Genomic DNA, 18,806 nt, shown 5'->3' with positions numbered 1-18,806 from the left:
GCCGCGGCGCAGTCTCGCGACCGTCATGCGGTGGCCGGGCTGATGACCTCCTGCTGCAGGACGCCCAGGTAGCCGTGGGCGGTGATCCGCTTCGCGCGGTCGGTGTAGAAGGCGGGGTCGTCGGGCAGGGCGGTGGCCAGGCCGTCGACGTACCGGTTGAACATGCAGAACGCGGCCGCGATCAGGACCGTGTCGTGGATTTCCTGGTCGGTGGCGTCCTCGGCGCGAGCGGCGGCGACCAGGTCCTCGGTCACCGACTTGCCGCTCTGCTGGACGGCGGCCGCGATGGCGAGCAGGGAGCGCATCTTCGGCGTGACCGGAGCCGTGTCGACGTCCTGGTGGACCCGTTCGACCAGGGCAATGCCCTCGGGCAGCTGCGCGGCGGCGTACGCGGCGTGGGCCGAGTAGCAGTACCGGCACTCGTTGCGGCCCGAGACGAACGCCGCGATCAGCTCCCGTTCGCCCCGGGTCAGGGTGCCGGGGCCGCACAGCAGCGCCTCGACGAGGCCGTTGAGGGGCAGGGCGGTCTCCGGACGGTACCGGAAAAGGCCTCGAATCCCTGGTTCGTTGGAATTGAGCGCGATGTGCGGCATGCGCACAGCCTCGGGGGCGGGCCGCGAGCGCGTCCACTTCCTGCGTGCGCAATCGGCGGGCCGCCCGCGCGGCAGAAAATGATCATTTGCGCCTTTGATCGACCGGCGCAAAACGATCTTCCCATGGGTACACATAGCTTGATATCAATCCGTGCGACACACTCCTTCCAGCACAGGAGTACGACGTGCGGAGATCCCGTCTCGTTACCCTCGTCCTGTCCGTCGGTGCCGCGCTCGCGGTCGCGTTCGGTGCAGCCAGTCCCGCCGCCGCGGCCGCCACCGATCGGTACGTGGCGCTCGGGGACTCCTACGCCTCCGGCGTGGGCGCCGACAACTACACGTCCGAGAGCGGTTCCTGCCAGCGCAGCACCAACGCCTACCCCGCCCTGTACAACGCCAGTGTCAAGCCCGCCGCCTACAAGTCCGTCGCCTGCTCCGGTGCCACCACCGCCGATGTCATCAGCGGGCAGCTGTCGGCGTTGTCCACCTCCACGACGCTCGTGAGCGTGACCGTCGGCGGCAACGACATCGGGTTCACCAGCATCATGACCACCTGCGTGCTCATGGGCGAGTCCGACTGCATCGCCGCCATCAACACCGCCGAGGCCAAGATTCGCAGCGAGCTGCCTGCCAAGCTCGCCAACGTGTACAAGGGGATCAAGGGCAAGGCGCCCTCGGCCCGCGTGGTCGCGGTCGGCTACCCGGTGTTCTACCAGCTCGGCACGGTCTGCGTCGGGCTGTCTGCCAACTCCCGGTCGAAGATCAACGAGGGGATCAACCTGCTCGACGACACCACCAAGGCCGCGGCCGGCGCCAACGGCGTGAAATTCGCCGACGTCCGCTCCCAGTTCGTCGGCCACCAGCTGTGCAGCGGCGGCGAGAAGTGGCTGCACGCGTTGAATTACCTGACGATCAGCAAGTCGTACCACCCGACGGCCGCGGGCCAGTCCGGCGGCTATTTCCCGGTGTTCCGCTCGGCGGCCGGCTGAGCGGTGCGGAAGGCCCGGCCGGCTACACCGCCGTTCCGCGAGCCCGGCGGCTGAGCAGGGCGGGCCGGCGTGGCCGGGCTGTGTCGCCGCCGTTGCGCGAGGCCGGTCGGTTGAGCAGGGCAGGCCGGTGCAGCCGGGCTACGTCGCCGCTGTGGCGCGAGGCGGTCGGCTGAGTGGGGCGGGCCGGCGTGGCCAGATTGCGTCGCCGCCGTTGCGCGAGGCCGGTCGGTTGAGACGGGCGGCCCGGTGCGGCGCCGCTACACGTCCGCTGTGCCGTGCGGCCGCCGCCCGAGCAGGCGTTTCGGGGCGCGGATGATCGGGTCGTGGTCGCGCCACGGCGGGTCGTCCTCGGCCAGTTCCAGCTGAGGAAGGGCGTCGAGCAGGGCCGTCAAAGCCGCACGCGCGGTGAGGCGGGTCAGCTCGGCGCCCGGACAGTAGTGTCGCCCGAGGCCGTACGACAGGTGCGGGTTCGGGCTGCGGGTCGCGTCGAAGCGGTCCGGCTCACGGAAGCGCACCGGGTCGCGGTTCGCCTCGGCGGTCATCGCCACCAGGTCGGCGCCCTCCGGCAGCGCCACCCCGCCGAGGACGACCTCGCGGGTGGTGCGCCGCAGGACGCCGAGGACCGGCGGGACCAGCCGCGCGCCCTCCTCGACGGCCCCGGCGACCGGCAGCGACGGGCTCCACAGGCCCCGGCTGAGCAGGGCGTGCATCGTGTTGACGATCAGGTTCTGGGTGGTCTCGACGCCCGCGAAGACCAGCATGAGGCTGTGCGCGCGGACCCAGTCGGAGTCGCCCCACGCCGCCCGCAGCGCCACCGGTACGGGAGCCTCGTCGGCCGAGGACCGCAGCTCCGCCGTCGCCTCGGCGATCGCCTGCAGCCCGGCGCGGCGGGCGGCCGGGTCGCGGGCGTAGGCGTCGGCGTGCTCCAGTGCCCGGGCCCGGGCCAGGAACGCCTCCGTCGGCGGGCCCGGCGCGACCAGGAGCCCGGCCACGACCCGGGCGGCGAGGGGGTGGGCGAAGTCGGCGAGCAGGTCGAACTCCCCGCGGCCCGGCAGGTCCGCGGCCAGGCGCCGGGCCAGTTCCAGTACCGGCTCGGACAGGAATCCAACGGAGCGGGGATTCAGGGCGCGGGCGACCGGTGCGCGCCGGGCCGTGTGCTCGGGCGGGTCGAGGAAGAACAGCCAGCGGGCCGACCACGCGGCGAAGTCGGCCAGCAGCGGCTGGTCGGCCGGCGGGACCGGGGGCGCCACGGCCGAGGAGTACGTCGCCGGGTCCTGCAACACCGCGACGACCTCGGCGTGGCCGGAGACCACGAATCGGCGCAGCGTTGGATTCCATGCGACCGGCGGAGTGGCGGGCGGCGTGACCGGCGGAGTGGCGGGCGGCGTGACCGGCACCGCGACGGGCGGCGTGACCGGCACCGCGACGGGCGGCGTGACCGGCACCGCGACGGGCGGCGTGACCGGCACCGCGACGGGCGGCGTGACCGGCACCGCGACGGGCGACGCGACGGGCGGCGTGGCGGGCGGCGTGGCGGGCGGCGTGGCGGGCGGCGTGACCGGCACCGCGACGGGCGGCGTGGCGGGCGGCGTGGCGGGCGGCGTGGCGGGCGGCGTGGCGGGCGGCGTGACCGGCACCGCGACGGGCGGCGTGGCGGGCGGCGTGACCGGCGGCGCTGTGGGAACCCGGGCGACTGGCGCCGTCGTCGGGGCCAGGTCCCCAGCGGCAGGCGCCGTCGTCGCCGGAAGGTCCTCGGCGGGCGGGTCCGTCATCGGCGCCGCGGTACCAGCAGGTCGCGCACCGCCTCCACGGCGCGGTCGAAGCGGCGGTCGAAGTCGCCGTCGAGCAGGACGTACTCGCGGCCGAGCCGGTTCAGTTCCCGCTCGCAGGCCTCGTGGAACGCGCGCCGCTCGGCCGGGGTGTTGCGCTGCTCGTCGCCGACGTATGCGACATCGGGTGCGCACAGGAGGTACAAATGCGGCGTTTGTTGGTTTGAAGCCTCGACGAGCCAGTCCGGGGCGCTGCCGAACAGCCGCTCGCTCCACAGGCGCACGGCGAGCAGGTCGGTGTCGCAGAACAGCGCCACACTGGCGCGGCGGGCGAGTGCCTCCTCGGCGGCGCGCTGGCCGTGGGCCGCGAGGGCGAGGTCGGCAGGGCCGAAGCCGGGGCTCAGGGTGCGCAGCCGCTCGGGCACCCAGACGGTGCCGAACTTGCGGGCGAGGTCGCGGGCCAGGGTCGTCTTGCCGGTGGATTCCGCCCCGATGAGACAGATCCGGCGCGCGTACCAGGCCCGCACCGGCGGTGGCAGGTAGCGCTCGTAATCCCACGGCCCGTTGCGCACCGCGGTGCCGGACACGGGGACGGCGAGGCGGTCGACGCCGACGAACCGGGCGCCGAGCTTCGCGGCGAACCCGGGGCCCCAGGGCTCGGCGCTGAACAGGTAGTCCGGGTTCACCTCGGCGAGAATCCGCGGCACCCACTCGTCCTGCCCGCCGTCGATGGCGGTGACCGGGACGCCGGGGAACAGTTCGGCCATCCAGTGCCGGCGCACCTCCCACGGGATCGGGTCGTCCTCGGCAATGCGGACGAAGATGTGTACGCGCTCGGCGTGCGCCTGGGCGAATTCAACAAGGTACCGATGGCCCTCGTGCACGGGCAGGAACCGGCCGAGCACGACCCCGGTGCGCAGCTGCGGATCCGGTTCGGGTCCGAACTGTTCGGGCGTGGCGAGGCGGCGCTCCCGGGCCTTGGCGGCGGCGGCGTCGAGGTCCGCGTCGGTGGGGACGGGCTCGGGCTCGTCCTCGTAGTAGACGAAGCTCCCGCCGTACCACGCGATCGGCGGGGGGCTCGCGGCGATGGTCACACTCCGAAGGATAAGCACGAAACCCCGTGCCGTACCGTGGCGCGGTGCTGATCGACATCGGCGACGGGGGCCGCCTGGAGGTCGTGACCGTCGGACCCCCGCAGGGCCGCCCGCTGGTGCTGCATCTGCCCACCGTGCTCGGCCCCGGTGACCTGCCGTTACTGACCGAACCGGCGGCCGCGCGCGGGCTGCGCACGGTGATCTGCGGGCGCCCCGGGTACTCGAGTTCGACCCCGCGGCCGGGCCGCTCGGTGGCGAGCACCGCGGCCGATATCGGCGCCGTGTTGGATTACCTTGGGCACGCCGAGTTCGTCACCGTCGGCTGGTCGGAGGGCGGCCCGCACGCCCTGGCCGGCGCGGCGCTGCTGCCCGGCCGGTGCGTGGCGGCGGCGTCGCTGAACGGGGTGGCCCCGTACGACGCCGACGGGCTCGACTGGTGCACCGGGATCGGCGCCGACGAGCTGCAGACGCTGCGGGCGGCGATGTCCGGGCCGGGGGCGCTGATCGCCGAGCTGGAGCCCATCGTGGACCAGTACCGGCTGGTCAACGACGCGGTGTTCGCCGCCGCCTGGGCGCGCATGTACGCCTCGGAGTACCGGCTGGGCGAGTTGGTCGGGGCACTGGTGCGCCTCGGGCTGTCCCGCGGGGCGGCGGGCTGGCGCGACGACTATCTGGCGCTGGTCCGGCCGTGGGGCTTCGACGTGGCCGCGATCGGCGCGCCGGTCGCGATCTGGCAGGGGTTCGCGCTCGAGCACGGGGCCTGGCTCGCCGCGCGCATCCCCGGCGCCCGGGCCCGCCTCGACGCGCAGGCGGGCCGGCTCGGGCACCTCGCCGACTTCGGCGCCGTCCTCGACGACCTTCTCGACGCGGCGGGGTGGTGAGGGTCCGCGTCGCGATGCCGAGGTCGCCGGCGCCGTTCTCGGCGACCTTCTCGACGCGGCGGGGTGGTGAGGGTCCGCATCGCGATGCCGAGGTCGCCGGCGCCGTTCTCGACGACCTTCTCGACGCGGCGGGGTGGTGAGGGTCCGCATCGCGATGCCGAGGTCGCCGGGGCGGTCCTCGACGAGCTCCTCGACGCGGCCGGGTGGTGAAATCCATCAGCAGGTCCACTGCACGATGTCGTACTCCCCGTGGCCGTCCTCGCGCGAGCTGGCCACGATCGTGCGGCCGTCGGCGGAGATCGCGGTGTACCGGACCTCGGGCTTCTTCCACGACTTGAGCAGCGGCAACTTGGTCACCGTGCCGTCGCTCCACACCGCCGGGCCGAAGTAGTCGGAGTACCCCATGCCGACCAGGCGGCCGCTCGCGCTGACCGCGATCGTCTGGAAGCGGCCCAGCGCGTCGGCGGTGCCGGACCGCAAATTCCAGCGCACGTGCGGGAAGTACGGCGAAGGATTCCCCTTGTTGTTGGAAAAGAACTCCCGGTCGGCCCCGACCAGCCCGTCGCCGACCACCCAGTCGCCGCCCATCTGCATGCCCTCGTACGCCGGGCTGTCGAGCACGGTGCCGGTGCCGTCGGCGTTCCAGCGGTACGCCATCCGCCGCTTGTCCTGGAACACGTGGCCGATCAGGACGCCGTCGTCGTTCATCGCGCTCGGCCCGGTCGGCCCGGTGGACTCGTCCGTGAGTTCGGGCGGCGACTGCAGCTTGACGACGCCGCCGGACGCGGGCCAGTACAGGATCACGCGCCGCCCGTCGCCGCCGATGACGCCGAAGCCGAGGACGTTGCCATGGGCGTCGATGCGCATCGCCTGGCTCGCCCCGACCTCCTCCGGCGTCGGCAGCCGGGTGATCCGGTTGCTCCGGAAGATCGCGGCCGCCGTACCGCCCTTGTTCAGCACCTCGTACCCGGCGACGGTGCCGCTGGCGTCGACGGCGTTGGGCGCGAAGTACTTGCCGCCGGACGGGATGCTGACCCGGCCGTTCTCCCAGACCAACAGCCCGAGCGAGGAGCTGCCGACAATCCAACGCCCGGTGGGGTCCATCGCCTGCACCGCCCGGTGGACGGGGTCGGCTCCGGCCGGATCGGGCAGCGCTTTGGCCGTGCAATGCAACGCGGCGCCGGGTTTGCTGAACGCCGGTGGATATTCGCGCTCGGTCCAGCTCGGCGAGGGCGTCGCCGGTACCGCGGGCAGCCCCTTGTCCGGCTTGCGCGACGGCAGCGCGAACGCCGCCCCGGCCACCACGAGCACGACGGCGATGCCCGTCAGCACGGCGACCCGGGTCCGTCCGCGCCGGATCTGCGTCTTGGCCGCGTCGAGGACGTCGTCGGCGGACCGGCGGGTGGGGGCGATGTCCTGCTCGGCGTACCGTTGCAGCAATTCCTCGGGGCTCACGCTGACCTCCTCGCCGGCAGCTCGGCGCCCGCGGACGCCTCGAACAGTTCCCGCAGCGTGCGCAGCGCCACCGACGTCTGCGCCTTGATCGTCCCCTCGGACCGCCCGAGCACCAGCGCGACGTCCGCGACCGACATGTCGCACAGGAACCGCAGCGCGACGACGAGCCGCTGGCGCTCGGGGAGGCGCTTCAATGCCTGCCGCACCGCGAGCCGGTCGTCGACCTGGCTCGTGCCCGCGTCCACCTCGGTGTCGGGCGGCGAGCCGCGCAGGAACACCCTCGTCCACGGGCGCCGCTGGTCGGACAGGCACGCCCGGACCACCATCGAGTGCACATACGCGTCGAGGTTGCTGATCTCACCCCGTTTCGACCATCGCTTGTACAGCGTGGTCAGCGCATTCTGCACCGCATCCTCGGCGCGGTCCCGGTCCCCGAGCACCAGCACCGCGACCCGGTGCAGCCGGGGCAGCTGGGCCCGGACGTACTCGACGTACTCCCGCTCTTCGTCGACCCGCACCCGCGCCGTCTCCCTCCCGTGGCCATGTCCGCCCAGTAGACGCGCGCCGCGGTCAGGCAGGTTTAGATGAATATTGAGGGATCGATTTCGGTCGCGGTGGATCGCGAGCGATATCAGCGGGACCGGACCGTGCTGACGGCGCGCAGCTCGCACCGCAGGCTGGGCGACTGCCGGTGCGGGTGCCGCGGGCGCCGGCCGAGGCGGCCGTCGCCGCGTGGGATCGCGACGAGGTGGGCGGGGTCGGCGAGGAGACCTGCGGGTAGTACGAGGTGCGCGACACCGCAGCCGGGCCGGCCTTCATCGGCCTCGCGCTGGGATGGCGACGAGGTCGCGGTCGAGCTGGATGTCGTGCAGGTCGCGGCGGCGCTGCGGGCCAGGTGGTAGTCAGCGGCCGAGGTAGGCGCCGCCGTTGACGTGGATGGTCTGGCCCGTGATGTGGCGGGCGCCCAGCGAGGCCAGAAATACAACGGTCGCGGCGATGTCGTCCGGTTCGCCGGGGCGTTTCGTCAACGTCTCGGCGACCATGCGGTCGCGGCGGGTGTCGCTCAGGCCGCCCCGGAAGTAGTCGGTCTGCACCGTCAGGCCCGGCGACACGACGTTCGCGGTGATGCCGCGCGGGCCCAGCTTCGAGGCCACGCTCGCCGTCCACGCCTCGACCGCGGCCTTGGCCGCGCCGTACGAGCCGGCTCCGCGCCGGGCGGCGATGGAGCCGATGGTCACCACCCGGCCGTCGTCGGCCAGGCGCGGGGCGAGGGCCGCGGTCATCAGCACCGGGCCGATCAGATTCGCCGTCATGTTCGCCTGGTACTGCGCCGCGAGGCCCGCCAGGTCGTCCTCCGCCGGCTCCGGTGCCGTGAAGTCGGTGTTGCCGCCGGCGTTATTCACCAGGACATGGATTTCTGACGGGAGGTGCGGCAGGGCGGCCTGTACCGCGGCCGGGTCGCTCGCGTCGAACGCCACCGCGCGGGCGCCCAGCCGGTCGGCCGCCTCCGCGAGGACGTCCGGGCGGCGGCCCGTGATGGTCACGCGGTCGCCGGCCTGGACGAACGCCGCGGCCACCGCGAAGCCGATGCCCGTCGCGCCGCCCGTGATCACAATGTCGCGCATGGGCCGATCCTCGCGTGAGAGCATGGCGCATGCAATTCGGCGAGGTAATCCAATGGCGGCACGACCTGCATCGCATCCCCGAACTGGGGTTGCAGGAGCACCGCACCGCGGACTACCTCGCCGGTGTCCTCGACGGGCTCGGGCTGCGCGTGACGCGCAATGTCGGCGGGACGGGGATTGTCGCCACGCTGCGCAACGGGGATGGACCGGCTGTTGGATTGCGGGCCGACATGGACGGGCTGCCGCTCACCGAGCGCGGGGACCGCGAGTACCGCTCCCGGCACGACGGCGTCATGCACGCCTGCGGGCACGACGGGCACATGGCCATGCTGCTCGGTGCGGCGGCGGTTCTGGTGGAAGAGCGAGGCTTCGACGGTACCGTCGAAATGATCTTCCAACCCGCCGAAGAACACGGCCTCGGGGCGAAGGCGATGCTGGCCGACGGGCTCCTCGAGCGCTTTCCGGTGCAGGCGATGTTCGGCATCCACAACATGCCGGGCCATGCGCTCGGGCACCTGGCGACGCGCGCCGGCGGGCTGATGGCCGGGGAGGACAACTTCGAGATCCGGGTCGTCGGGCGGGGCGGGCACGCCGCGCGGCCGCAGATGGTCGTCGATCCGATCGTCATCGCGGCCGAGATCGTCCTCGCGTTGCAGACCGTGGTCGCGCGCACCGTCGACCCGGCCGCGCCGGCCGTCGTGTCGTGCACCGAGATCACGACCGACGGGGCCCGCAACGCCATCCCCGGCGAGGTCGTCATCCGCGGCGACACGCGCAGCTTCTCCGACGAGGTGCGGGCGGTCATCGAGGCGAGTATTCGGCGGCTGGCCGACGGGATCAGCGCGGCGCACGGGGGGCGGGCCGTCGTGCGGTACACCCACGAATTCGAGCCGACCGTCAACGACCCGCGGGCCGTGGCGGCCGCCCTCAACGCGGCGCGGATTACCGTGCCGGCGGAGCACGTGGACGGGGACACGCCGCCGTGGACGGCCAGCGAGGACTTCGGGGCGTTCCTGCGCGAGGTGCCGGGGTGCTTGATGCTGCTGGGCAACGGTGCGGACTCGACGCCGCTGCACAGCCCGGACTACGACTTCGACGACGGGGCGCTCGAGGTCGGGGTGCGGTATTACGTCAACCTCGTCCGTGGTGTTGTAGCAGGACCGTCAGCATCCTGACGAGTTCGGCCCGCTCGTCCGCCGACAGCGGGCCGAACATGTCCTCCTCGGCCTCGGCGATCAGCTGGTCGAGCCGCTTGAACTGGGTGCGGCCGGCCCGCGTGACCGTGACGACGTTCTGCCGCCGGTCGGCCGGGTTCGGCGCGCGCTCGGCCTGGCCGCGCTCCACCAGTTCGTTGACGACGGCGACGATGTCGCTGCGGAAGATGCCGGTCCGCTCGCTGAGCTGGGCCTGGCTCGCCGGGCCGTCCTCGATCAGCGTGGCGAGCACCGCATAGTGCCACTTGCGCGCGCCGGCGCCGGCCAGGCCCTCGTTGACGCGCCGGTCGGAGTGCATGGCGGCCAGCGACAGCAGCCGGGTGGGAAGCGTGCGCATGTGCCGATCGTAACACTTGTGTTAGTGGGACTAACGGTCTAGCTTTGCGTTAGTGGCACTAACGGTTGGAGGAACCCTGATGACCACGTTCGACGCACAGCTGCTGGGGCGCACCGAGAAGGCGCTCAACGCGATCCTCGATCGGCTGCTGGCCGGGCCCGGCCTGACCGAGCACCAGTGGATCGCGCTGACCCTCACGGTGAACAGCGGCGGCGGGACCATCCCGCAGGCGCTGAAGATCGGCGAGGCGGAGGCGCGGCAACTGCTTGTTGGATTGGCCGGCAAGGGGCTGGTGACCCTGGACGACGACGGTGCCGCCACGGCCACCGAGCGCGGCGTCGCACAGTGGCAGGAGCTGCGCGCGGCCACCCTCGACATCATGCAGGACCTGTGGGGCGACCTGCCCGCGGCCGACCTGGACACCACCGGCCGGGTGCTGACCACCATCCTGGGCCGCGCGAACACCCTGCTCCCGGCATAATCGCGGGATGCGCAACCGACACCGCGACCCCGCGTGGGCCTGCCCGCCCGCGCCGGCCGCGGTGCCGGAGTTCCACCGCTCCCTGCCCGGGTACGCGGTCACCCCGCTGGTGCCGCTGCCTGCCCTCGGCCGCGTCTACGCCAAGCAGGAGTCCGACCGGTTCGGCCTCCCGGCGTTCAAGGCCCTGGGCGCCTCGTGGGCAATCCAACAAGCGTTGGAATCGCATCATGGGGCCGGCCCGGTCACCATCACCACGGCGACGGACGGCAACCACGGCCGCGCCGTCGCGCGCTTCGCCCGCCAGTTCGGCCACCGAGCGGCCGTCTGGGTTCCGCGCGGCGTCTCCCCGGCGGCGGTCCAGGCCATCCGCGACGAGGGCGCCACGGTCACCGAGCTCGACGGCGACTACGACGCGGCGGTCCGCGCGGCCGCGGAGGCGGCCACGGCCACCGCCGCGGAGGCGGCCACGGCCGCCGGTGCCCCCGCGGCCGGCTCCGCCGGCGCAGGCGGTGGCGCAGGCGGTGGCGCAGGCGGTGGCGCAGGCGGTGGCGCAGGCGGTGGCGCAGGCGGTGGCGCAGGCGGTGGCGCAGGCGGTGGCGCAGGCGGTGGCGCAGGCGGTGGCGCAGGCGGTGGCGCAGGCGGTGGCGCAGGCGGTGGCGCAGGCGGTGGCGGCCTGCTGATCCAGGACACGGCCTGGCCCGGGTACGAGCAGGTCCCCGGCTGGATCGTCGACGGCTACTCGACCCTGTTCGCCGAGCTCGACACCCAGCTGCCGGCCGCCCCCGACGTGATCGTGGTCCCGACGGGGGTCGGCTCGCTGCTGCAGGCCGCCCTGACCCACTTCCGCAGCACCCCGACGGCCACCACGGTGGTGAGCGTCGAACCGACGACCGCCGCGTGCGTGGCGGCCAGCGTCGCGGCGGGCGAACCGGTGAGCGTCGCGACGGATACGACGGTCATGGCCGGCCTGAACTGCGGCACGGTGTCGTCGCTGGCGTGGCCGTACATCCGCGCGGGCCTGGATTGCAGCGTGACCGTGGACGACCGCGCGGCAATCCAGGCCGCGATGGATTTGGCGGCCGAGGGCGTCGATGCGGGCCCGTGCGGCGCGGCCTCGCTGGCGGCGCTGCGCGTGCTGCGCGCCGAAGGCCTGGTCCCGCCGGACGCCACCGTCGTGCTGCTCATCACCGAGGGCGCCGCGGCGAGCTAGGCGTGGCGGAGCGCGGTGACATAGCGGCTGTGGCGCTGCCCGACGAGGTACACCCGGTCGCCCGGCTCGTAGTCGAGGTGGCGCGCGTCGGCGAGCCGGCCGAACACGTCGTCGTGCTGCCCCTGCAGCCGCCGCAGGCCGCCCGCGCCGGCCAGGGTCCGGCTGACGCGCCACGGGGTCAGGCGGTCGGAGATGCCGTCGTCCACGACGAAGGAGTACGAGTGCGGCAGGTCGCGCAGGCCCTGGTGCTCCGCCTCGACCTGGGTGTTGAGCGTGACGTCCAGCACCGTGCCGGTGAGGCGGACCGGGCGGGCGAGCTCGTCGATGGCGAGCACCAGACGGTACACGTGGCGCAGAAGCTGAAATCCAACGAGCGTTAGCAGAATCGTGCGCGGGACGACCGCGGCGACGGTCCAGGACAGGGCGCCGATCGCGAGCCACACCGGCAGCGACAGGGCCGACCAGATCAGCCGGACGCGGGCGTTGACCCGGCCCAGCGGTTCCAGCAGGCGGTTGCGGCGCCAATAGCGCACCCGCACCAGCCGCGGCGTGCCCGTCGCCGTCGACCACAGCTCGTCGTCGCGGCCGACGGTCTCCAGGTCCAAAGCGTTGGCGGCGTGCGGGAAGACGTCCAATGCCACGCCGTAGGCGAGGTAGCGGTCCCACACCGCGACCGCCTCGGGCGGCAGCGTGCGCAGCGTCTCGTGGGCGCGCAGCCACGCGGCGACGCCGAGCCAGTGAGCGGCGGCGGCCCGGCCCGCGGCGGTGATCCGGTCGCGCTCGTCGATGAGCACCGTCTCCAGCAGGAACAGCGGCAGCCACGCGAACACGGCCACGCACGCCGCGCTCGGCAGCGCCACCGCCGCCGGGACGACGAACACCGTGCCCAGGGCCAGCAGCAGGCCCGCGACCAGCGCCGAGACCCACATGAACCGCTCGGACCGGCGCACCAGACCGCGCCGGCGGGCCTCCAGCCGCGCCTCCCGGGCGAGCCAGGCGGTCCAGCGCCCGCCGCCACCGGCATGCCGCTCCAGAAGAGCCTGCATCGGTACCGGCCGATCTCCCGCCACCCGCCGCACACGCTCGAAGACGCGGCGCTCGAACGCGGACAGGTTTTCGGGCTCCGGATTGCGGACCCGCACCAGGACGGTGTCGCCGGTGGCGAAGATTTCCAACACGTGTTGGGCGGCCAGGTCGAGGAGGGTCGCGCTGGCCGCGCGGCTCGGCTGGAGGCGGTTCACCAGCAGGTTCACGATCGCCGGCGGCTCGTCGCGCAGCTCCGGCGTGGCGGGTGCGGGCGCGATGGGGCGTGGCCGCGCGCGCAGGGCGGTCACGAGGCGGACGAAGCCCAGGTGCCCGGCCACGACGAGCGCCGCGTACCCGAGCCCGAGCAGCAGTCCGGGCATCGGCGTCAGGGTAGGCGGAGCCGGCAAGCCATCGGCCACCCGGACGGCCGGGCTGGCCGAACGGTGCGAACTGCCATTCGAAACGGTTTGACGCTCTTGTGACCGCGCCCGGCGCTCCATAGATTGACCAGGGCTCCGGGCCTACGGAGTGTCGTGACCGAGCAACGGGGAGTTTCATGACTACGCAGGGCTGGGGCGGCGGGGGCGGCGAACCCTGGGACCAGGCGATGCACAACGTGCAGGCCGCGTACCGCAACGCGCGGGTCACGTACAACGACCCCGACGAGTTCGCGGACGACAGCGTCACCTGGAAGCAGCTGCGGCCGCACACGGTCCGGGCGGCCAACGTGGCCCTGGTGCTCACGATGGCGACGTTCGTCATCGTCTGTTGCACGTGCGGGATCTTCCTCAACATCGGCACGAGTTCGCAGGGCGACCTCAACACGGCCGCGGCGGCGACGAGCGGCGCCTTCATCACGCCGCTCATCGTGATCGGCCTGGCGTTCATCGCCTGGATCGTGTCGCTGTTCTTCCCGATCAAGGAGCCGATCGCGGAGTACGCGCTGCTCGTGGAGAACCGGGCCGGGGCCGCGCCCGCCGTCTACGGGTACATGCTGCAGTCCGCGGCCCAGCGGGCGCTGCCGTTCCCGATGGCGCCGGTGCGCATCGCCGGGCAGTACCTGATGTCGTTCGGCGACACGCGGCTGCAGTCGCTCGTCGCGGTGCAGACGTACGGCACCGACCTGTACTTCGGCTGGACCATGTGGCGCTCCCGCTCCACCATCATCCTGATCGGGCACGCACTGCGGGACGGGTTCCGCGCCCTCGCCGGCGGGGCGCAGTACCGCTCCGCGATCAACGGCGGCCGCACCCGGGCGCTGCGCGAGATCACGCACAGCATCACGCGGCTCGGCGTGCAGTCGGCGATCGCCGGGCTGTCGGCGACCGAGGAGACCAACCGGCTCGTCGCGACCACGCCGGAGGCGCCGATGCCGCCCGGGTCGCAGATCGCGCCGCCGACCATCGCGCCCGTCGTGACGGTGCCGACGCAGGCCCAGCCGGTGACCGGCGCCTGGCCGCAGGTGCAGCCCGGATATCCAACAAGCGCCCCGCCGGTCAGCGCGCCGCCCACGAGTGCGCCGCCCGTGTCCGGGCCGCCCACATACGGCCAGCAGCCGCCCGTGTCCGGGCCGCCGACGTACGGCCAGCAGCCGCCGGTGTCCGGGCCGCCGACCTACGGCTACGGCCAGCAGCCGCCGGCGACCCCGACCCAGTGACCCCGACCCAGTGACCCCGACCCAGTGACCGCGGCGCTCGTCCCCGCGCCCTACCTGCTCCCCGGGCCCGGCCGGGTCTGGGGGTGGGTGGCGCTGAAGGTCACCGCCGCCGTCGACCTCTCCCGCCGCTCGGAGTACGCCCGCCTGGACGTCTCCGAGCGGCTCGCCCGCGCCGTGCGGGAGCAGGCCGCCTATCTCGGGCAGTTCCTCGCGCTGCCGGAGAGCGAGTCCGTCGCCCTGCGCCTGTTGCATTTGGAGCCGGGCCGCATCGATGTGTACCTCCTGGGCCGCGTCGAGCAGCCCACCGCCGAACTGGCGCTGCGGTCGGCGCAATCCCTCGCCGCCACGCTCGCCAACGTCCCCGACCACGTGCGGGCCGAGCCGTTGTTCGAGGCCGAACGAGTCCGCGAGGTGCTCTCCCCGTTCGCGCCCGCGCCCGGCGGCATCGCCCAGGTCCACAAGCGCGTCCGGCTCGCCCGGCCCGAACGGGTCGACGCCGGCGTGCCCGCGTACGTGGCCGTCGAGCCGTTCGGCCGGCAGCCGCACTCGTGGGAGGGGCTGCTGGAGGCGGTGCGGCTGCACCCGTCGCCGCTCGCGCTGTCGGTGGAGCTGACGGCCGGGGTGGTGCCGCCGCCGCTGCGCCGGATGCTGGAGACCGAGACGACGCGGTACCGGCGGCTGGCCCAGCCCAACGACATCCCCGCCGACGTCGGCGGGCAGATCCACGTTCCGGCCGACGGCGGCGCCGTGGTCATCGAGCCCTACTACCTCGATGCCCTCAGGCGGTACGACGGCCGGGCCTTCCGCTTCTCGGCGACCGTGGCGAGCCCCGAACCGCTGCCGGAGACGCTCGCCGGGCACGTCGCCGCCACCCTCAGCCCGGCGCCGCAGGCCCAGCCGGACCGCGATGACCCGCAGACCGTCCTCAGTGGACACACGGTGGCCCGGCCCGCGAACCAGGCCGAGCACGACGCGCTGGTGCGGGGCTTCACCACGCTGCAGCCCGTCGAGTGGGGCGGCGGCGAGCTCGACGCGGTGCTGCGGGCCGAGTCGGCGCCCGGGCGGCTGTCCCCGCGCTCGCCGCTGCGGCAGTTGCGGCTGCTCGTCGACCGCGACGAGGCGGCCAGCCTGTTCCGGCTGCCGCTGGCGCTGGAGGGGCACACGCCGGGCGTCCCGGTCGTCGCGCCCCGCGACCAGGTCCGGGTCGTCGCCGCGCCGAGCGGGCCGGCACTGCTGCTGGGCCGCCAGCCGGGCGCGGGCGCCGAGGGCGAGGTCGGCTTCGCCGTGGCGGACCTGCCCCGGCACGGATTCATCGTCGGTACCCCCGGATCCGGCAAAACCAACACCGCACTGCATTTGTGCCGGCAACTCCACGCCCACGGGGTACCGTTCGCGGTCATCGAACCGGTCAACGCGGCCCTGGACGACTACCGCTGGCTCGCGACGCTCCCGGAATTCAACGACCTGCTGGTGTTCACCGTCGGCGACGACGAGATCGCGCCGCTGCGGCTCAACCCGTTCCAGGTCCCCGACGGCGCCACGGTCAACGCGCACGTGTCGAACCTGCTCGCGTGCTTCGAGGCCGCGTTCGGCCTGTGGGACCCGCTGCCGTTCCTGTACCGCCGGGCGCTCGCCGAGACCTACCGGCGCCGCGGCTTCCATGCCACGCACCGCGCCCGCCCCGCCGACGGTGAGCGGTGGCCGGTGCTGCCCGAGTTCGCCGGGGTGCTGGCGGAGGTCGTGGAGCAGCTCGGGTACGCCGGCGAGACGCACGCCAACATCGACGCCGCCGCGCGGCTGCGCGCCGAGGCCCTCGTCGAGGGCGCGTGCGGTTCCACGTTGAATTGCCGTCGTTCGTACGACATCGAGACCCTGATGCGACGCCCCGTTGTATTCGAGCTGGCGGGCGTCGGGGACAACGCCAAGGAGCAGTCGCTCATCACGCTGCTGATCGTGACGGCCATGCGCGGCTGGTACCGCCAGCACCGCCGCTCCACCGACACCCCGCACGTCGTGCTGCTCGAGGAGGCGCACCGGGTCTTCCCGCGGGCCACCCCGCAGAGCGGCTCCGGCGACCAGAAGGAGGGCAACGCGCAGGCCCTCGCCGCGGAACGGATCGCCCAGGGACTGGCCGAGGACCGCAAATACCGGCAGTCGTACCTCCTGATCGACCAGCAGGTGGGCAAGGTCGCCGAGGACGCGTACAAAATCACGAACCTCAAAATCATGCACCGCACAGCGGCCTCGGAGGACCGGGAACTGCTCGGCTCGACCATGGGCATGCACGAGGACCAGATTGCGTCGGCGGCCGCGCTGCGCCCCTTCGAGGCCATCGTGTCGCACAACGGGCTCGATCAGGCGGTGCAGGTGGCGGTACCGGATGTGCGTGCTCTCGATGCCGCGCAGCGGGGTTTGCCGGAGGCGCCGCTGGCCGACGACGACGCCGTGCGGGCGCGGTTCTCGGCGTGGCGGGCCGCGACGCCCGGGGTGGACGACGCGCTGGCGCCGTTCGGGGAGTGCTTCGAATGCCGGCACCGCTGCGCGTTCCGGCCGCGCGCGGAGGCGGTGCTGGGCGGGGCGGCGGGCAAGGAGGCGGCGGGGCGGCTGCTCGGGTCGATGGGGACGTCGGCCTGGTTCGGGGAGCTGCGGTCGCGGCTGGACGCGGCGGGCGGGGAGGCGCCGCTGCCACCGCCGGACGCCGACCCGGTGGCGTGGCGGGAGGACTATCGGGTGTGCGTGTTCGTGCACGCATTCCGGCGGCGTTATCCATCGGGCGTTTGGACGGACAACGACCGGCGCTCGTCGGTGAACTGGGCCCGCGACGTGCGGAGGGCGGTGTCGCGCGATGAGTGATCGGCAGGGTGACCTGACGCCGATGCAGCCGGTCGAGGCCGTGGCGGGCGGCGGCGACACGGTTCCGCAGCGGGGCTCGGCGGATTCGGTGGCCGGTCTCGCCTCGGCGGGGCACGAGGCGCTGCCGCAGTCGGCGGGCGAGGGTACGGCTGGGCTCGACTCGGTGTCGCGGACGCCTCTCGAGGGGACGGCTGGGCTCGGCGCGGACGCGGCGCGGGATTCGGTGCCGGCTTCGCCGCTCGAGGGGTCGGCCGGGCTGGGGGAGGCGGGCGGCGGTGGCCTCGATACGGTGCCGTTCCGCGGTGATGCGACGCCTTTGCCGGATGGGCCCGATCTGCAGGCGCCGTTGAACGACGTGGCCTCGGCGTCCGCGGTGATGGACGGGGGCGCGGGCAAGGCGCTGACCGAGGCGGCGCAGGGCTTTTCGTTGGACGGTGTCGGGTCGTCGTTGACGGACGCGGCGCAGGGGTTTTCGCTGGACGGTGTCGGCTCGTCGTTGACCGAGGCGGCGCGGTCGTTCGAGAGCGGCTTCATGGATGGCGTCGGGTCGTCGGTTGGCGAGGCCGCGCAGTCGGTCGAGAGCGTGTTCGAGCTGCCGGAGGGGCTGGAGCGGGCGCCGCTGGACGGGATCGGGTCGGTGTTGGATAAAGACGCCGGCGAGCTCGTCGACGCGGCCGGGCAGGGGTGGGACCTGCAGTCGCCGGCGGACATCTTCCGGTCCGGTCCCGAGGCGGGCGAGCGGATGCCGGACGATCAGCCCGGGCGGTACGACGGGGACATCTTCGAGCAGCAGCTCGACGGTGCGCTGGCCAAGGGCCTGAACGTCATCGTCGACACCAGCGGGCTGTCCAAGGATGCGAACGCCGACGCCCGGCGGCGGGCCGACGAGCATCCGGACTGGGCGAGCCGGGTGCGGTTCTCGTGATGACGTTCGGGCGCACGCCCGTCGCCTGGCCCGCCGACCCCCGCTCCCGGGCCGCGTTGGAGCGCCACCTGGCTGCGCGTGAAATCCAACCTGTACTCGTCGATGGCGGCGCGCCGTCCTTCGAAGCGGCGTCGAACGGCCGGTTCGGCGGGGTCAATGCCGACCTGCGCGGCGCGGATCTGACCGGGCTGGACCTCGGCGGGGCCGATTTGACCGGTGCGAACCTCGCCGGGGTGCGGCTGGTGCGCGCCCGCCTCGACCACGCCCGGCTCTCCGGGGCCGATCTCACCGCCGCGAACCTGTCGGGTGCCGAGCTCGCCCGGGTGGAGGCCGACCGCATCCAGGCCGCGGGTGCCGCGTTTCGGGCCGCGCAGCTGTTCGCCGCCGATCTCGTCCACGCCGTCCTGGCCGGTGCCGACCTGCGCGACGCCCTGCTCAACTCGGCCAACCTGATCGGGGCCGACCTGCGCGGTGCCGATCTGCGCGGCGCGTCCCTGCGCCACTGCGTTCTCGGCACGGTTGCCGCGCCGTTGCGGCTCGCGGGTGCCCGTCTCGACGGCGTTGGATTGATTGGCGCCGTCGGCTGTGTCTCGGGCGCCGTGGCCGTTGGCGACGCGGTGCTGTCCGGCCCTGCCCTGACCGCCTGGTTGCGGGACCAGGGCTGTGTGGTGCTGAACGGATCTGTGTGATGCTGGGT

The 18,806-nt window shown here is 73.4% G+C and carries 18 protein-coding genes; 10 read left to right on the top strand and 8 right to left on the bottom strand.

What is annotated here, in order from left to right:
* Positions 1 to 23: 23 nt before the first annotated feature.
* On the bottom strand, positions 24 to 593 hold the full coding sequence (locus ACQPZ4_RS26405; RefSeq protein ID WP_433040527.1) for a carboxymuconolactone decarboxylase family protein: 570 nt from the start codon (positions 591 to 593) through the stop codon (positions 24 to 26).
* 185 nt (positions 594 to 778) lie between these two features.
* On the opposite strand from ACQPZ4_RS26405, the gene ACQPZ4_RS26400 reads away from it, so the two are divergent.
* Positions 779 to 1,582 (top strand): SGNH/GDSL hydrolase family protein, encoded by an 804-nt coding sequence (locus ACQPZ4_RS26400; protein WP_433040524.1) that lies wholly within the window; start codon positions 779 to 781, stop codon positions 1,580 to 1,582.
* A gap of 257 nt (positions 1,583 to 1,839) precedes the next feature.
* Here ACQPZ4_RS26400 and ACQPZ4_RS26395 read toward each other — a convergent pair whose 3' ends face one another.
* Both ACQPZ4_RS26395 and ACQPZ4_RS26390 read right to left on the bottom strand, forming a co-directional pair.
* Complete coding sequence (locus ACQPZ4_RS26395) at positions 1,840 to 3,354, bottom strand: cytochrome P450 (protein ID WP_433040521.1); 1,515 nt, start codon at positions 3,352 to 3,354, stop codon at positions 1,840 to 1,842.
* Complete coding sequence (locus tag ACQPZ4_RS26390; protein ID WP_433040518.1) at positions 3,351 to 4,445, bottom strand: AAA family ATPase; 1,095 nt, start codon at positions 4,443 to 4,445, stop codon at positions 3,351 to 3,353. Before ACQPZ4_RS26390 ends, ACQPZ4_RS26395 begins: the two co-directional genes overlap by 4 nt.
* Before the next feature lie 44 nt (positions 4,446 to 4,489).
* On the opposite strand from ACQPZ4_RS26390, the gene ACQPZ4_RS26385 reads away from it, so the two are divergent.
* The gene (locus tag ACQPZ4_RS26385; protein WP_433040515.1) at positions 4,490 to 5,326 is read left to right on the top strand and encodes an alpha/beta hydrolase; all 837 of its coding nucleotides are present in this window, start codon (positions 4,490 to 4,492) and stop codon (positions 5,324 to 5,326) included.
* 84 nt (positions 5,327 to 5,410) lie between these two features.
* A complete protein-coding gene (locus ACQPZ4_RS26380) occupies positions 5,411 to 5,536 on the top strand; it encodes a hypothetical protein (RefSeq protein ID WP_433040512.1) in 126 nt (41 codons plus the stop codon).
* A gap of 6 nt (positions 5,537 to 5,542) precedes the next feature.
* Here the strand turns inward: ACQPZ4_RS26380 and ACQPZ4_RS26375 are convergent, their stop codons facing one another.
* The 3 genes from ACQPZ4_RS26375 to ACQPZ4_RS26365 all read right to left on the bottom strand — a co-directional run bounded on the left by ACQPZ4_RS26375 (position 5,543) and on the right by ACQPZ4_RS26365 (position 8,406).
* Positions 5,543 to 6,781 carry a hypothetical protein gene (locus ACQPZ4_RS26375; RefSeq protein WP_433040509.1) on the bottom strand — a complete coding sequence of 413 codons (1,239 nt, stop codon included), beginning with the start codon at positions 6,779 to 6,781 and terminating at the stop codon, positions 5,543 to 5,545.
* Complete coding sequence (locus ACQPZ4_RS26370) at positions 6,778 to 7,299, bottom strand: SigE family RNA polymerase sigma factor (RefSeq protein ID WP_433040506.1); 522 nt, start codon at positions 7,297 to 7,299, stop codon at positions 6,778 to 6,780. Before ACQPZ4_RS26370 ends, ACQPZ4_RS26375 begins: the two co-directional genes overlap by 4 nt.
* Positions 7,300 to 7,683: 384 nt before the next feature.
* On the bottom strand, positions 7,684 to 8,406 hold the full coding sequence (locus tag ACQPZ4_RS26365) for an SDR family NAD(P)-dependent oxidoreductase (protein WP_433040503.1): 723 nt from the start codon (positions 8,404 to 8,406) through the stop codon (positions 7,684 to 7,686).
* A gap of 29 nt (positions 8,407 to 8,435) precedes the next feature.
* On the opposite strand from ACQPZ4_RS26365, the gene ACQPZ4_RS26360 reads away from it, so the two are divergent.
* Positions 8,436 to 9,581: an amidohydrolase gene (locus tag ACQPZ4_RS26360; RefSeq protein ID WP_433040500.1), complete on the top strand. Its 1,146-nt coding sequence runs from the start codon at positions 8,436 to 8,438 to the stop codon at positions 9,579 to 9,581.
* Here the strand turns inward: ACQPZ4_RS26360 and ACQPZ4_RS26355 are convergent.
* The gene (locus tag ACQPZ4_RS26355; protein WP_433040497.1) at positions 9,538 to 9,957 is read right to left on the bottom strand and encodes a MarR family winged helix-turn-helix transcriptional regulator; all 420 of its coding nucleotides are present in this window, start codon (positions 9,955 to 9,957) and stop codon (positions 9,538 to 9,540) included. The two genes, ACQPZ4_RS26360 and ACQPZ4_RS26355, sit on opposite strands and share 44 nt — an antisense overlap.
* Before the next feature lie 79 nt (positions 9,958 to 10,036).
* Here ACQPZ4_RS26355 and ACQPZ4_RS26350 point away from each other — a divergent pair, with 79 nt between their 5' ends.
* Positions 10,037 to 10,438 (top strand): hypothetical protein, encoded by a 402-nt coding sequence (locus ACQPZ4_RS26350; RefSeq protein ID WP_433040494.1) that lies wholly within the window; start codon positions 10,037 to 10,039, stop codon positions 10,436 to 10,438.
* Positions 10,439 to 10,445: 7 nt separating this feature from the next.
* Positions 10,446 to 11,648, top strand: coding sequence for a pyridoxal-phosphate dependent enzyme (locus tag ACQPZ4_RS26345; RefSeq protein WP_433040491.1), 1,203 nt, complete (start codon positions 10,446 to 10,448; stop codon positions 11,646 to 11,648).
* Here ACQPZ4_RS26345 and ACQPZ4_RS26340 read toward each other — a convergent pair.
* Entirely contained in the window at positions 11,645 to 13,054 is a 1,410-nt protein-coding gene (locus ACQPZ4_RS26340) for a DUF2207 family protein (RefSeq protein ID WP_433040488.1), read from the bottom strand. The two genes, ACQPZ4_RS26345 and ACQPZ4_RS26340, sit on opposite strands and share 4 nt — an antisense overlap.
* Positions 13,055 to 13,230: 176 nt before the next feature.
* Here ACQPZ4_RS26340 and ACQPZ4_RS26335 point away from each other — a divergent pair, with 176 nt between their 5' ends.
* Genes ACQPZ4_RS26335 through ACQPZ4_RS26320 form a run of 4 tightly spaced genes read left to right on the top strand, consistent with a single transcriptional unit; the run spans position 13,231 to position 18,798 of the window.
* Complete coding sequence (locus ACQPZ4_RS26335; RefSeq protein ID WP_433040485.1) at positions 13,231 to 14,331, top strand: hypothetical protein; 1,101 nt, start codon at positions 13,231 to 13,233, stop codon at positions 14,329 to 14,331.
* A 24-nt stretch (positions 14,332 to 14,355) separates the two neighbouring features.
* Entirely contained in the window at positions 14,356 to 17,184 is a 2,829-nt protein-coding gene (locus tag ACQPZ4_RS26330) for an ATP-binding protein (protein WP_433040482.1), read from the top strand.
* Positions 17,177 to 18,109 (top strand): hypothetical protein, encoded by a 933-nt coding sequence (locus ACQPZ4_RS26325; RefSeq protein WP_433040479.1) that lies wholly within the window; start codon positions 17,177 to 17,179, stop codon positions 18,107 to 18,109. The genes ACQPZ4_RS26330 and ACQPZ4_RS26325 overlap by 8 nt, the downstream gene beginning before the upstream one ends.
* Positions 18,109 to 18,798 carry a pentapeptide repeat-containing protein gene (locus tag ACQPZ4_RS26320; protein ID WP_433040476.1) on the top strand — a complete coding sequence of 230 codons (690 nt, stop codon included), beginning with the start codon at positions 18,109 to 18,111 and terminating at the stop codon, positions 18,796 to 18,798. Before ACQPZ4_RS26325 ends, ACQPZ4_RS26320 begins: the two co-directional genes overlap by 1 nt.
* Positions 18,799 to 18,806: the final 8 nt, after the last annotated feature.

The organism is Dactylosporangium sp. CS-033363, from assembly GCF_050942475.1.
GTDB lineage: Bacteria > Actinomycetota > Actinomycetes > Mycobacteriales > Micromonosporaceae > Dactylosporangium.
The sequence above is the reverse complement of the archived record's forward strand: the minus strand, read 5'-3'. Positions and strand labels throughout refer to the sequence as shown.